Annotated in this window: 13 protein-coding genes; all 13 read left to right on the top strand. The window is 39.5% G+C overall.

The features are described 5' to 3' along the window. Window positions 1-178: 178 nt before the first annotated feature. The 13 genes from fdhF to ACZ5XR_RS14115 all read left to right on the top strand — a co-directional run bounded on the left by fdhF (window position 179) and on the right by ACZ5XR_RS14115 (window position 14,508). Window positions 179-3,133: a formate dehydrogenase subunit alpha gene (gene fdhF / locus ACZ5XR_RS14175; protein WP_464502317.1), complete on the top strand. Its 2,955-nt coding sequence runs from the start codon at window positions 179-181 to the stop codon at window positions 3,131-3,133. Then, a complete protein-coding gene (locus tag ACZ5XR_RS14170) occupies window positions 3,108-3,605 on the top strand; it encodes a helical membrane plugin domain-containing protein (RefSeq protein ID WP_464496921.1) in 498 nt (165 codons plus the stop codon). The genes fdhF and ACZ5XR_RS14170 overlap by 26 nt, the downstream gene beginning before the upstream one ends. A gap of 19 nt (window positions 3,606-3,624) precedes the next feature. Further along, window positions 3,625-3,834: a heavy-metal-associated domain-containing protein gene (locus ACZ5XR_RS14165; protein WP_464496920.1), complete on the top strand. Its 210-nt coding sequence runs from the start codon at window positions 3,625-3,627 to the stop codon at window positions 3,832-3,834. Window positions 3,835-3,848: 14 nt separating this feature from the next. After that, window positions 3,849-3,980: a hypothetical protein gene (locus ACZ5XR_RS14160; RefSeq protein WP_464496919.1), complete on the top strand. Its 132-nt coding sequence runs from the start codon at window positions 3,849-3,851 to the stop codon at window positions 3,978-3,980. A 48-nt stretch (window positions 3,981-4,028) separates the two neighbouring features. Continuing rightward, complete coding sequence (gene fdhD, locus ACZ5XR_RS14155; protein WP_464496917.1) at window positions 4,029-4,823, top strand: formate dehydrogenase accessory sulfurtransferase FdhD; 795 nt, start codon at window positions 4,029-4,031, stop codon at window positions 4,821-4,823. Between the two features lie 315 nt (window positions 4,824-5,138). Further along, window positions 5,139-5,702 (top strand): YitT family protein, encoded by a 564-nt coding sequence (locus ACZ5XR_RS14150; RefSeq protein WP_464502316.1) that lies wholly within the window; start codon window positions 5,139-5,141, stop codon window positions 5,700-5,702. Between the two features lie 383 nt (window positions 5,703-6,085). Beyond that, entirely contained in the window at window positions 6,086-6,535 is a 450-nt protein-coding gene (gene hutP, locus ACZ5XR_RS14145; protein WP_464496916.1) for a hut operon transcriptional regulator HutP, read from the top strand. A gap of 111 nt (window positions 6,536-6,646) precedes the next feature. Continuing rightward, window positions 6,647-8,194, top strand: a complete 1,548-nt coding sequence (hutH, locus tag ACZ5XR_RS14140) for a histidine ammonia-lyase (protein ID WP_464496915.1) — start codon at window positions 6,647-6,649, stop codon at window positions 8,192-8,194. A gap of 254 nt (window positions 8,195-8,448) precedes the next feature. Then, a complete protein-coding gene (locus ACZ5XR_RS14135; RefSeq protein ID WP_464496914.1) occupies window positions 8,449-8,631 on the top strand; it encodes a YolD-like family protein in 183 nt (60 codons plus the stop codon). A 104-nt stretch (window positions 8,632-8,735) separates the two neighbouring features. After that, complete coding sequence (locus ACZ5XR_RS14130) at window positions 8,736-10,028, top strand: Glu/Leu/Phe/Val family dehydrogenase (RefSeq protein ID WP_464502315.1); 1,293 nt, start codon at window positions 8,736-8,738, stop codon at window positions 10,026-10,028. A gap of 351 nt (window positions 10,029-10,379) precedes the next feature. Further along, window positions 10,380-12,053 (top strand): urocanate hydratase, encoded by a 1,674-nt coding sequence (gene hutU, locus ACZ5XR_RS14125; protein WP_464496912.1) that lies wholly within the window; start codon window positions 10,380-10,382, stop codon window positions 12,051-12,053. Between the two features lie 172 nt (window positions 12,054-12,225). Further along, window positions 12,226-12,837, top strand: a complete 612-nt coding sequence (locus ACZ5XR_RS14120; RefSeq protein WP_464496911.1) for a HutD/Ves family protein — start codon at window positions 12,226-12,228, stop codon at window positions 12,835-12,837. A 180-nt stretch (window positions 12,838-13,017) separates the two neighbouring features. Beyond that, a complete protein-coding gene (locus ACZ5XR_RS14115) occupies window positions 13,018-14,508 on the top strand; it encodes an amino acid permease (protein WP_464496910.1) in 1,491 nt (496 codons plus the stop codon). The last annotated feature ends 144 nt before the right edge of the window (window positions 14,509-14,652 follow it).

The following is a 14,652-nucleotide window of genomic DNA, read 5'->3' as shown; positions in this document are numbered from 1 at the left end:
TTCCCATAATAGTAAACATTATCACATGAACCCAAGTGGAAGGAAGAAAATAAATTTCAAACCCATAGCATATAAGGGCTGCATAAAAGGATGAATCGAGAAGAAAAAGTGAGGAACTGTAGCTAATAACCGGATAAATGGAGGAAACATCGTGGAGGAGTCAACCTTTTTAGTGGAGATGAATGGAAAAGAGTACGAAGCGAAACAGGATCAAACGATATTAGATGTCGCTAGGGAAAAAGATGTTTTTATACCTGGCATTTGCTATCACTCGAGCTTAGGAACGATTCAAACATGTGACACTTGCTATGTAAATGTAGGCGGTGAAATGGTTCGTTCCTGTGCGACAAGAGTGGTGGAAGGAATGAAAATTGACAGCCTTTCACAATCAGTTAAACGTGCACAAAATGAGGCCATGGACCGCATTTTAAAGAACCATGAACTTTATTGTACGGTTTGTGATAACAATAACGGGAACTGCACGATCCATAATACAGTGGAAATCATGGGAATCGAACATCAGCAATACCCGTTCCAAGCAAAACCATACCCACCTGATAATTCACATCCATTTTACCGATATGAGCCAGATCAATGCATATTGTGTGGCAGATGTGTGGAAGCTTGTCAGGACTTGCAAGTAAATGAAACCCTAACCATTGATTGGAGTAGAGAGGCACCACGTGTCATTTGGGATAATGATGTACCAATTGATCAATCATCCTGTGTTTCATGCGGACATTGTGTCAGCGTATGTCCATGTAATGCACTCATGGAAAAATCGATGTTGGGGAACGCAGGCTTTTTGACAGGGATTCCTCCTAAAATTTTAGGGCCGATGATTGATTTAACAAAAGAGATTGAGCCAGGTTATAAAGAGATTTTTGCCATTTCCGAAGTAGAAGCATCCATGAGAAAAGCCAGGATTAAACGCACGAAAACCGTTTGTACCTATTGCGGTGTCGGCTGCAGCTTTGAGGTTTGGACAAAAGACCGTGAAATATTGAAAATCCAAACAGATGCAGAAGCACCGGTTAATGGAGTTTCCACCTGTGTAAAAGGGAAATGGGGTTGGGATTTCGTCAATAGCGAAGAGCGATTAACAAAGCCATTAATTCGAAAAGGAAATGAGTTTGTTGAATCCACTTGGGAAGAAGCACTCGATCTCATCGGTGAAAAGCTTGGACATATCAAAAGAAAATATGGACCAGACTCAATTGGATATATTGCGTCATCTAAATGCTCTAATGAGGAAAACTATTTGTTCCAAAAATTAGCCCGAGCTGTCATGGGCACAAACAATGTTGATAATTGTTCGAGATATTGCCAATCCCCCGCTTCAGCAGGTTTGATGAGAACGGTCGGTTTAGGAGGGGATTCTGGGACGATTAAGGACATCATGGCATCTGAACTAATCATCATTATCGGGGCAAATCCTGCAGAATCGCATCCGGTATTAGCAACCCGTATCAAGCGGGCCCATAAACTACATGGACAAAAATTAATTGTAGCAGACCTAAGAGAAAACGAAATGGCACAACGGGCTGATTTTTTTATTCACCCAAAACCTAGCACGGATTTAATATGGCTGTCTGCGGTTACGAAATACATTCTTGACCAAGGGTGGGAGGACAAAGATTTTTTGAAAAATCGTGTAAATAATTTTGAAAAATACGTAGCCTCTCTTGAGAAATTCACTCTAGAATACGCAGCAGAAAAAACAGGCCTTACAGAGGAAGAATTGGTAAGGCTTGCGACGATGATTCATTCCGCCAAATCAGTTTGTGTTTTATGGGCAATGGGGATCACTCAACATAAGGGGGCAACAGATGCTAGTACGGCTATTTGTAATCTTCTTTTAATAACGGGTAATTTCGGCCGCCCTGGTACCGGTGCCTATCCACTCAGAGGACATAACAATGTTCAAGGAGCTTGCGATTTTGGAACCATGCCAGCCTGGATGCCCGGCTATGAGCCAGTCCAGGATTCACAAGTGCGAGAGCGGTATGAAAGAGCATGGGGCGTGAAACTACCGGAAGAGCCAGGCATGGACAACCACCATATGGTTGAAGGAATGGACAAAGGAAAGTTGAAGGCCCTTTATCTGTTTGGTGAAGATATGGCTCTTGTCGATGCAAATTCAAATCATGTGGAAGCGGGATTTGAACGGTTGGAGTTTTTTGTCGTTCAGGATATTTTCTTTAGCAGGACAGCACAGTTTGCTGATGTCGTTCTGCCTGCTGCACCAAGCCTTGAAAAGGATGGCACGTTTACCAATACCGAACGAAGGATTCAGCGTTTCCATAAAGTGTTTGAGCCACTGGGAGAATCGAAGCCTGATTGGGAAATTATACAGGAAGTCGCCAATCGTTTGGGAGCCAATTGGAATTATCAACATCCAAGCGAAATTATGGAGGAGGCTGCAGGTCTTGCTCCATTATTTGCAGGTGTAAGCTATGAACGTCTGGAAGGATGGAATAGTCAGGTATGGCCTGTATCGAAAAATGGGAAAGATACGCCGCTTTTATATACTGAACGATTCGCATTACCTGAAGGCAAAGCCAGATTGGTGCCAGTTGATTGGACACCGCCTTTTGTTGCAGGTGAAGAATATGATTTACACTTGAATAATGGCCGTTTATTAGAGCATTTCCATGAAGGAAACATGACGTATCAATCTGAAGGTTTAATTCACAAGGTTCCGCATCCTTGGTTAGAAGTTTCACCTGAGCTTGCCCATGAAAGGAACTTGGAGGACGGCTCTTTGGTTGGGCTTACTTCTCCCTATGGATATGTTGAAGTAAGGGTCATTGTCACGGATCGAGTAAAAGGAAAAGAACTTTATTTAACGATGAATACAAGAGAAGAAATCGAGGCAGTGAATCGTTTAACAAGTAGTTACCACGATATGGTTACCCATACTCCGGCGTATAAGGAGGCTGGTGTGAAAATGGAATTACTGGAAACAAAAGGGGAACCCCCGTTACCTAGACATAATCATCGATATGGAAATAGGGTTCCACAATTAAGTGTGAAGGTGGAAGATAAGTGGAAACGTCCTGATTACACTCCAATCCCAGAACTCATTCAATTAAGGGGAGACGAATATGGCGAAGGCAATCAAGCAAATTAGGAAAGCGTTACCTAATCAAGAAATGGAACAATCACAGGCCGTTTCTGAGATCATTCAGGAGTTGGCTGCTAATAAGGAAGCCATTTTAGAAGTTATTAGCATCATAAAGGCGCTCCACGAGACGAAAGTTTTGGAAGCCGTTAGTTCCATGATCGAGAATAGAGTGGATATTGGCGCTATCGCTATTCAACAGGTTAACCAGCCAACCATGCATAATGTTATAAAAAATGGAATGAGTGCTTTTTCGTTTTTAGGTTCCTTACAGCCCGGACAGCTAACAACGATAATGGATGGACTTGGGCAAGGTTTAAAACGTCTTTCTAATACTGGTCAAAAAGGCGAAAAGCAAAGCCTTTGGAAATTAAGAAAAAGACTTTGGAGCCCGGAAATACGGGCAGCCATGACAACCATGGTCGATTTTATGGATGGAATGGGCGAAGTATTTTTGCGTAATAGACGGGAAAATCCATAAAGGAAGGATGATTATCAGCTTGGCAACGGGTGTTGTTACAGTGAGAAATATGGTAAGTCAGCAGGATGCAGATAAAGTGTTACAAGCCTTAGAACATGTATGGGGTCTAAGTAGGGCCGAAGTCATATTCTCAAAGAGTCAAGCGGTCTTTACTTATGATGAACGGATGGCGTCTTCACAAGATTTTGAACAAGCAATTATTGATACTGGATTTGAAATTGCTCATTAATGGGAGGTGTGGCAATGAAAATTTGTGAAATATGTGGTTCAAAAGAAGAAATGGATAATAGTAATGAGGAAACCATTGTATCGGTCATCCTCCATGTTTGTGAAAGCTGTAGAGAAGACCGCAAATGGCACAATTTTGAAACCTGAATATTTTGTTTAAGATCATCCAATCTGTTTACAGCAGGTGAGATAACTTTGAAACCAATTGAGGTTAAACGGGAGATTCTTCGGCTTAAAAAAGGAATTTTCGAACATATTGAAGACAGCGTCGTAACGGAATATCCAGTAACAATCAAAATTAATGGGGAAGAATTTGTTACACTCGTCTGTACACCTGAATATATTGAAGATTTAGTTGTAGGATTTTTGGCCTCTGAGGGAATCATCCGAAAATATGAGGATATTGAAGATATGTGGATTGAAGAAAAAAATGGATTTGTTCATGTGACAACCAATCATATCAATCCTTATTATCAAAACTTCCATAATAAACGCTATGTAACCTCATGCTGTGGAATGAGTCGACAGGGATTTGTTTTTGTAAATGACGCCATAAATGCCAAGAAAATGGATTCTTTCAGCATGAGAATATCCTCAGATGAATGTTTTAAACTAATGAATGAGATGCAACAATCATCCATTATTTTCAAAAGTACCGGTGGGGTACATAATGCATCATTATGTAAGGTCGATAAAATGATTATAAACAGGATGGATATCGGACGTCACAATGCATTGGATAAAATTTACGGGCACTGTTTAAAAAAAAATATTTCACTTCAAAACAAATTGCTTGTGTTTAGTGGACGCATTTCATCAGAAATCATATTAAAAGTAGCAAAAATTGGCTGTGAGATGGTCTTGTCAAAATCAGCCCCAACTGAACTTGCGCTACAGCTAGCGGAACAGCTGGGCATTACCACCATTGGCTTTGTCAGAAATGAGACATTAAATGTGTACACCTGTAAGGAAAGATTGGATGTCGTGTAACACCTAAAAACCTCATTTAGAATTGTAACGGTGAACCGTACCATAAGTAAATGAGGATATTAGCCAAATACCTCTCCTTAAGGTTGGGGAGGCTAGAACATTTTTTGTTAAAAGGGGTGTGTCATGAGGATGTTGACACTCCCCATTTTAGTTTTAGGAAAAGGGAGAACCATTTCATTCTCCTTGGTCAACGCAGTGTATGCCAGTAGGATTTTTGGATATTTGAGGAACTTAATTTTATCGCCTTTGATTAGATATTTCTTAATTTATTAATGGCAGCATATTATAAATTAAAAATCCAGAATAAGGTGATAGATCATTTTTAAAAAATTAGTTGCTACCCTCGTTGGGAGTTTATTACTAGGGATTGGTATAAATGGATTTTTAGTACCAAATCATTTGATAGACGGAGGAATAATTGGTATAGCCTTGATTCTTCATTATTACTTTGAATTTCAGACAGGAATGACCATGGTAATATTGAGTCTTCCTATTTGCATAGTTGCCTCAAGGAATGAAAGAGGCTATTTTTTTAGCAGCTTACAGGGGTTATTGGTTTCATCATTGTTCATTGATTTATTATCTCCTCTTAGTACAAAATTTTCAGTTTCCATCATAGCTGGCGCTTTGATAGGAGGAGTATTAATTGGAACAGGAGTAGCACTTATGCTTCGATATCAGACGAGCACTGGGGGAACTGATTTGCTTGCCAAAGCAATTTCAAAGGGAACTTCCTTAAATATTGCATTTTTAATTATTTTGATTGACGGTCTTATTGTAGTGGCAGGTTTTGCTTTATTGGGGCTAGAGAGATTCCTTTGTTCTTGTCTGGCAATTGTTACTATAGGTCTAACAGCATCCCTTCTGGAAGGGCAATAAATCGTGGTATCTTGATCACCAGGTCCTTTGTTCTGTGATAATGATTACGGATGTCTCATTCATTTTATCCTTTATCAAATGTTTTTAGATTATGCGTTTAAACAATCCTCTAAAATTAAACCCTTTAAATGTTAAATAACAATGACCTGTTTATTTTTGATGCCTAAATAGAATAAACACCGTTCGGAAGAAGGAACGGTGTTAAAAATAGTCATTTAAAAGATATTCGGCAACTTTTCCTCTGAAAGTAGAACAAGGATTATTTTTTGGCAGAATATATAAATAAATTATATGAAAAAAATATATTGACTAAACAATATGAATACGTTTAAAATGAGAGCAAGTTATTAGTTGATTTAGAAAATTAAAAAAGAGGTAACGGCATGACTAAGGAGTTCGACAGAAGAATCGGGCATCAGGCAATCATGTACGCGTTTGCAGATGAAGAGGAAGAGGCCACATTAGCAAGTAAGTTAGCGCATATGAATTGGCGCTATGGAAAAGGAAAAGTCGGATCAATGGAGTTGCAAAAAATAGTAGCAGCCATTGAGACGTCAGCGAAAAGGCAAGAAATAGTCGACCCTCAACTTTATCGTGAAATGCATGCGCTGTATCATGCGATTATTGAAGCGCTTCATGGAGTGACACGTGGTCAAGTAGAGCTTGGCGGTATGCTGAGAACAGCAGGGCTACGGTTTGCAATACTTCGAGGCCAGCCGTTTGAAAACAAGGCAGAAGGCGAATGGATTGCTGTTGCTGTGTATGGAACAATTGGAGCACCGGTTCGTGGGCTTGAACATGAAGCGATTGGTTTGGGAATTAACCACATTTAAATAATTAAAAGCCTATAGTTATTAGTTAAACAGGGGGCTGTATTGAAGACGGGATACGTCTATCAATACAGCCCCCTTTTGGTTGTAAAAATATGATAAGGGGTGTAAGAAATGATTGAATTAACAGGTCAAAGTTTAACATTAAAACAAATGAAGGACGTTTTAAAAGGTAAGCAGAAGGTAAGCGCTTCAGAAAACAGTATGGAGGCTGCCAGAAAGAGCAGGGAGGCCGTAGAAAGAATTGTTTTAGAATCAAAAGTCGTCTATGGAATTACAACAGGGTTTGGAAAGTTTAGCGATGTCTTAATTAATAAAGATCATGTTGAAGAACTTCAGCTTAATTTAATTCGTTCGCATGCATGTGGAGTGGGTGAACCATTTCCTGAAGTTGTCGCAAAAGCAATGGTTCTCCTTCGCGCTAATGCACTTTTAAAAGGCTATTCTGGAATTAGACCTCTTGTGATTGAAAGGTTATTAGATTTAGTAAACAAGGATATTATCCCTGTGATTCCCCAACAAGGTTCTCTTGGGGCAAGTGGAGACTTAGCACCGCTTTCACATTTGGCATTGGTGTTAATCGGAGAAGGAGAAGTATTCTATAAGGGAAATCGAGTGAGCTCACTTGAAGCATTTCAACAAGAAGGAATCTTTCCAGTTACGCTTCAGGCAAAAGAAGGACTTGCTCTAATTAATGGAACTCAAGCAATGACAGCAATGGGAGTGGTAGGCTATTTGGAGGCAGAACAACTTGCGTACCAAAGTGAGTTAATATCCTCTATGACCATTGAAGGGCTAAATGGAATTATTGATGCCTTTGCTGAAGAAGTTCATATTGCACGTGGGTACAAACAGCAAATAGATACAGCAGAGCGAATCCGCGGTTACTTAAGCGATAGTCTTTTAACGACGAAGCAGGGTGAATTAAGAGTACAAGATGCTTACTCACTTCGGTGCATTCCGCAAGTTCATGGTGCAACATGGCAAACACTCGATTATGTAAAAGAAAAATTAGAAATTGAGATGAATGCTGCAACGGATAATCCATTAATTTTTGACAATGGAGAGAAGGTAATCTCTGGCGGAAACTTCCATGGCCAGCCAATTGCTTTTGCAATGGATTTTATGAAAATTGCAGTTGCGGAAATGGCTAATATATCTGAAAGAAGGATTGAACGGTTAATCAATCCACAGCTAAATGATTTACCGCCATTTTTAAGCCCTGAGCAAGGCTTGCAATCAGGGGCTATGATCATGCAATATGTGGCCGCATCTCTTGTATCAGAAAACAAAACTTTGGCACACCCGGCAAGTGTAGATTCAATTCCATCCTCGGCGAACCAAGAAGATCATGTGAGTATGGGAACGATCGCTTCAAGACACGCACATACTATTATTCAAAATACAAGAAGAGTTCTGGCTATTGAGATGATTTGTGCGATGCAGGCGGTTGAATACCGAGGAACCGATAAGATGGCTTCATTGACAAAAGCTTTATATACGGAAGCAAGAATGCTTATCCCAAGCATTACGCAGGATCGTGTGTTCTCAAAAGATATTGAGGCAGCAGCAAGCTGGTTATATCAAATCGACTGGAAATCATTTGTGGATAAAAGCTTACATGTCAGAAAAGAAGAAATTTCCGAACAGAAAACATGGTGATGGGGTTGTTTTCAGACCAACTTCACTTAAAATTATCCCAATTGCAAATAAAGACGGAGGAAGGGAATAGCAATAGTGGTTACTAAGCTGGCCTCCTGTTCAAATTCAGTATACGTCATTCCGGAGCATTGTTTGCTCCGGTGACTATTTACTTAATACTGCAAATTACAGTACCTATACGATCTAGATGATTCAATTTTAGAAAATTGGATAAAAGCCTTGAAGAGATAAAGTTTGGGAGAAGGGTTTAACAGATGTTTTTAAAAGAGTTAACAAAAAATGGATATATTACAATTACTTACTATGAGAATGGTTCATTACTAACATGCAATGGCCGCGTATGTCTAATAGATTTACAGAAACAAACGCTTTTATTAAAAGATAAACAGCAAAAAAATCTCTCCATTCGTTTATCGGTTATTAGAAAAATCAGTTAAATTTTTGTCTTATCTTCATACAAGCAGAATTCGGATTGGCGTTAAAACAATTATAGGTTATTTGTACTATAAATAGTTTATATTGAGAGGCGGAAAGAATGAAAATGGCAGTTGATATAAAAAGCGAACGAGTTCAAAACCAGGATGGCATGCAAAGTGAACCATTAGATTTATTAACTTCAACCCAATCTATTATAAAAGAAGCAGTTGGAAAACTAGGGTATAACGATGCAATGTATGAGTTATTAAAAGAACCGCTTAGAATTTTCACGGTCCGTATCCCTGTCCGAATGGATGACGGCTCTACTAAAATATTTATTGGTTACCGTTCTCAACATAACGACGCTGTTGGTCCGACAAAAGGGGGAATACGTTTTCATCCAGAAGTAAATGAAGAAGAAGTAAAAGCATTGTCCATGTGGATGAGTTTAAAATGCGGTATTTTTGATCTTCCATACGGTGGCGGGAAAGGTGGGGTTGTATGTGACCCTCGTAAAATGTCATTACTTGAATTAGAACGTTTAAGTCGAGGATATGTTCGTGCTATTAGTCAAATAGTCGGGCCAACGAAAGATATTCCTGCACCAGATGTATATACAAATCCGCAAATTATGGCATGGATGGTGGATGAGTATAGCCGTATTCAAGAATTTGATTCCCCAGGGTTTATTACAGGAAAGCCAATCGTTCTTGGAGGTTCTCACGGACGTGAAACGGCAACGGCTACTGGAGTGACAATTTGCATCGAAGAGGCAGCAAAACGAAGGGGAATTGCAATAAAGGGTGCACGCGTTATTATCCAAGGGTTTGGGAATGCAGGAAGTTTTTTGGCAAAATTTATGAAAGATGCAGGGGCAATAGTGATTGGTATTTCGGATGCATACGGTGCGCTTTATGATCCGGAAGGGCTTGATATTGATTATCTGCTTGATCGTCGCGATAGTTTTGGTGCAGTAACAAATTTATTTACAAATGTTATTACCAATCAAGAGTTACTTGAAAAGGAATGTGAAATTCTTGTTCCGGCCGCGATTTCTAATCAAATTACCCGTGAAAATGCAAATGAGATTAAAGCTAAAATAATTGTTGAAGCCGCGAATGGACCAACAACACTTGAAGCTACACACATATTAACAAATCGTAACATATTACTTGTACCGGACGTACTTGCAAGCTCCGGAGGTGTAACTGTTTCATATTTTGAATGGGTACAAAATAACCAAGGTTTTTATTGGTCAGAAGAAGAAGTAGCCCAAAAGTTACGTGATAAAATTGTCGACTCCTTTGAAAGGGTTTTCTCTACGGCCAAACAATACCATGTAAACATGCGCTTGGCTGCATATATGGTTGGAATAAGAAAAATGGCAGAAGCATCCCATTTTCGTGGCTGGGTTTAATGATAACTAAGAATAAGGCTGCAATGGAAACAGGCGTTTCCTAAAAAATGTAAATGCAGAAGATATCAAAATACGTCTATTAACCCTAGTAGAAGAAAAAGAACCTGCATTTTTATATATCTAGCAAAACTTTTTATTTCACTGGAAATTGGCGCTGTGAAAAAACGGCATTTTTCTAAGGAATTATAAAAATATTGACCATATCTAAAAATATTACTATTTTTTTATAGGTTTTTATATAAACACTCATAATTTTTAAAAATATTATATGTTTTCGAATTTTAAATTCGTATTTTTCATAAGATTTAATTTTTATAATTAAGCCATGGTTAAACAAAAGGGAGTGGAAAAATGGAAACGAAAACATCTGAAAAAAGAGTTATTAAAAATTATAAAGGCACTGAATTACATGCAAAGGGCTGGATTCAAGAAGCAGCATTGCGCATGCTGTTAAACAATCTTGATCAAGAAGTAGCGGAGAGACCGGAAGATCTTGTTGTATATGGCGGAATAGGGAAAGCGGCCCGTAACTGGGAATCCTTCGATGCAATTGTGAAAACGCTATTAGAATTAGAAGAAGACGAGACTCTATTAATCCAATCAGGTAAACCTATAGTTGTTTGGAAATCACATAAAGGTGCACCGCGCGTTTTACTGGCCAACTCTAACCTTGTACCTGCCTGGGCAAACTGGGAGCACTTCCATGAGCTTGATAAAAAAGGCCTTATTATGTATGGCCAAATGACGGCTGGCAGCTGGATTTATATCGGAAGCCAAGGGATTGTTCAAGGAACTTATGAAACATTTGCTGAGCTTGCGCGCCAGGAATTTGGCGGTTCATTGAAACACACAATCACGTTAACGGCCGGTCTGGGCGGCATGGGCGGCGCTCAACCGCTTGCAGTTACGATGAACGACGGTGTATGTATTGCAATTGATGTAGATGAATGGAGAATTGACCGCCGTATTGAAACAAGATACTTGGATGTAAAAACAAAAGAACTTGATGAAGCGTTAAAATTAGCGTTTGAAGCGAAGAAGGAAGGCAAAGCGCTTTCGATTGGTTTACTCGGAAATGCAGCAGAAATTTTACCACAAATGATTGAAAAAGGCTTTAATCCAGATGTGTTAACAGACCAAACTTCTGCCCATGATCCGCTCAATGGGTATGTACCGATTGGCTATTCGTTAGAAGAGGCAGATAAATTAAGAAAAGAAGATCCAACTCATTATGTGAAGCTTTCGAAGCAAAGTATGGCGACACATGTAAAAGCCATGTTAACGCTGCAGCAAAAAGGCGCCGTTACATTTGACTATGGTAACAACATTCGTCAGGTGGCAAAAGACGAAGGTGTTGAAAATGCATTCGATTTCCCTGGATTCGTTCCAGCCTACATCCGTCCATTGTTCTGCGAAGGAAAAGGACCTTTCCGCTGGGCAGCATTATCTGGCGATCCAGAAGATATCAGAAAAATTGACGATGCATTACTTCGTGTATATAAAGATGATGAGCATCTTTGTAAATGGGTTCGTATGGCTCAAGAAAAAATCGCGTTCCAAGGGCTTCCTGCACGTATTTGCTGGCTTGGATACGGTGAAAGAGCACGCTTTGGTAAAATCATTAATGACATGGTTGCGTCGGGTGAAGTTTCAGCTCCCATCGTTATCGGTCGTGACCACTTAGATGCTGGTTCTGTTGCTTCTCCAAATCGTGAAACAGAAAGCATGAAAGACGGCAGTGATGCAATATCTGACTGGCCCATCCTAAATGCGATGATTAACGCTGTTGGGGGCGCAAGCTGGATTTCTTTACACCATGGCGGCGGCGTAGGTATGGGATATTCCCAGCACTCTGGTATGGTTATCGTTGCCGATGGTACGAAAGAAGCAGAAGCACGTTTAGAGCGCGTATTAACAACTGACCCTGGTATGGGTGTTGTCCGCCATGCTGACGCCGGTTATGAAATAGCGATTAAAACAGCGAGAGAAAAAGGCATCAAAATGCCAATGTTAAAGCAAGATTAAGAACAAACCGAAAAGGTTTGAAACTAATGAGTAAAGCACTTTTTATCAGAAATGCTTCTCAACTCGTGACCTTACAAGGGAGCTCAACAGCTCCCTTTGTTAAAGGTGCGATGTCTGACCCAAGTTGTTTTGGAAGGTAATAATTAATTGGATAGATATGTGGAGTGGAAATATGACTTATTCAATAAAATTTGTAAAAAAAAAGGAACAAGCTATGAATTTTTGGTCCGGTGGAAAAACAAGGCAACTGGCCATATATCCTGAAGATGCGGATTATAGTAAACGGAATTTCCAATGGCGCATTAGTACTGCTGATGTCGAAGTTCAAGAATCCCTATTTACGCATCTACCAGGTGTCCAAAGAGTAATAATGATAATTAATGGTGAAATGTACCTTGAGCATGAAGGAAAACATTCGGTGGTTTTGAAGCCTTTTGAGCAAGATCGCTTTGATGGTGGATGGACAACAAGAAGTAAAGGGATAGTTAAAGATTTTAATTTAATGTTATCAGAGGGTTGGGATGGAGGGCTTTCCTTCATTCAGTTTAATAAGGATATTCAAGATTTAATGTTGGATGCAACAGGAACGGCAGAGGTTTTTTATTGTGTTGAAGGAATGGTAAGAGTTGAAATAGGTGAAGATGAGCCTTTATTTTTCGAAAAAGGTGATACATTGATTATTATGAGGGAGAATTTATCTGAAGAAACGAATATTAAGTTTTGTAATAAAATTAAAAAAGAGGTTTCTATTATTAGAGCAATAATTGTTAATCAATACCAGTAGACATTCTTATTAACTTTAATTTGGTGCAAAAATTGCATATCAACCGAGGGGCGCCTATGGAGTTATTTAGGTTAATAAAATTAACTGCCTAAAATATTGATCTTCCTAAATATGTTATAGAAAATTTTGTAAGTGCTTTCATAAAAAGGAACAAATTAACAAAGGGAGGATGAATGGAGAATGAATTCAGTTCAACAAGAATTAGACTTTACAGAGGAATTGGTTCAAGAAGAAAAAAAGCTACAACGGGCATTGAAATCCCGGCATTTAACGATGATCTCGATTGGAGGGGCAATCGGGACGGGATTGTTCCTTGGAAGCGGTGCGGCTATTTCCCAAGCTGGGCCGGGAGGGGCATTGTTTGCTTATATTTTTATCGGGGCAATGGTGTACTTTGTCATGACAAGCTTAGGGGAACTATCTGCCTTTATGCCGACAAGCGGTGCGTTCAGCACATACGGGACCAAATTTATTGATCCGGCCTTTGGTTTTGCTCTTGGATGGACTTATTGGTTTAGTTGGGCTATGACCATAGCGGTAGAATTAACTGCTTCAACGATGGTAATGAAATTCTGGTTTCCGGATAGTCCATCGATGCTTTGGAGTTTCGGATTTTTAGCACTAATTTTTCTATTAAACTATTTATCCGTTAAGGGATATGGTGAAGGGGAATATTGGTTTTCCATTATCAAAGTTGTGGCAATTGTTATCTTTATTGTCATAGGGCTGCTAATGATTGTTGGAATTATGGGCGGACAAGCAATCGGATTTAAAAACTTCACAGTGGGAAAAGCACCTTTTAGTGGAGGTATACTTGGCACTTTTGCGATTTTCCTGGCTGCTGGTTTCTCTTTTCAAGGTACAGAAATTGTCGGGGTTGCTGCAGGCGAAAGCGAAAACCCTGCTAAAACGATCCCGAAGGCAGTTAAAAGTATTTTCTGGAGAATTCTCATCTTTTACGTATTGGCAATCTTTGTCATAGGGCTCATTATCCCCTACAACAACCCAAGTTTGTTAAGTAATGATATCATGGTTAGTCCATTTACTCTTGTATTTAAAAAGGCAGGGCTTGCCTTTGCAGCGGGACTTATGAATGCTGTCATTTTAACAGCCATTTTATCGGCAGGTAATTCAAGCGTATATGCTTCAACGCGGATGTTATATGCCATGGCAAAAGAAGGACAGGCGCCGAGGATATTTGCTAAACTTAATAAGCGTGGTGTTCCTTTTGCAGCCATTATTTTAACGACGATCATTGGCATGTTTGCCTTTTTATCTTCCATCTTCGGTGATGGCGTTGTGTATGTATGGTTAATGAATGCAGTCGGCATTACAGGATTTATTTTCTGGCTTGGAATTTCAGCGAGCCACTATCGGTTCCGTAAAGCATTTGTGGCTCAAGGTTATTCACTTGATAAGCTGCCTTATCGGGCAAAATGGTATCCATTTGGACCAATATTTGCGCTTTCTGTTGGTTTACTCGTCACTTTAGGTCAAGACTACCAGGCGTTCCTTTCAAACAAAATTGATTGGGGCGGAGTAATTGCCGCCTATCTTGGCATTCCTCTATTCTTTTGCTTATGGTTTGGCTTTAAGTTCATAAAGAAAACAAAGGTAGTGAAACTAGAAGAATGCGAATTTGATTTTGACTATGCGAAAAAACATGATTGATCAATCTTAGGAAAAGGTGCCCAAGAGCCAATTTTTGGGCACCTTTAACTTTTGAAAATGGACAGCACTCTTAAATGTTAGGGTGTTTTTGTTTAATGTGAGCCATTGCGTAACTTATTTTACTTCTAGGAGTGCCGCCAAAAG

The organism is Neobacillus sp. Fa239 (assembly GCF_055395235.1).
Note: the sequence above shows the minus strand (reverse complement) of the source record. Positions and strands in the feature narration are given on the sequence as shown.

Coding starts and splice junctions, on each gene's coding strand:
- ACZ5XR_RS14115 (WP_464496910.1), top strand. CDS start 13,018: ATGAATTCAGTTCAACAAGAATTAGACTTTACAGAGGAATTGGTTCAA.
- ACZ5XR_RS14160 (WP_464496919.1), top strand. CDS start 3,849: ATGAAAATTTGTGAAATATGTGGTTCAAAAGAAGAAATGGATAATAGT.
- fdhF (WP_464502317.1), top strand. CDS start 179: ATGAATGGAAAAGAGTACGAAGCGAAACAGGATCAAACGATATTAGAT.
- ACZ5XR_RS14135 (WP_464496914.1), top strand. CDS start 8,449: ATGTTTTTAAAAGAGTTAACAAAAAATGGATATATTACAATTACTTAC.
- hutH (WP_464496915.1), top strand. CDS start 6,647: ATGATTGAATTAACAGGTCAAAGTTTAACATTAAAACAAATGAAGGAC.
- ACZ5XR_RS14130 (WP_464502315.1), top strand. CDS start 8,736: ATGGCAGTTGATATAAAAAGCGAACGAGTTCAAAACCAGGATGGCATG.
- ACZ5XR_RS14120 (WP_464496911.1), top strand. CDS start 12,226: ATGACTTATTCAATAAAATTTGTAAAAAAAAAGGAACAAGCTATGAAT.
- ACZ5XR_RS14170 (WP_464496921.1), top strand. CDS start 3,108: ATGGCGAAGGCAATCAAGCAAATTAGGAAAGCGTTACCTAATCAAGAA.
- hutP (WP_464496916.1), top strand. CDS start 6,086: ATGACTAAGGAGTTCGACAGAAGAATCGGGCATCAGGCAATCATGTAC.
- hutU (WP_464496912.1), top strand. CDS start 10,380: ATGGAAACGAAAACATCTGAAAAAAGAGTTATTAAAAATTATAAAGGC.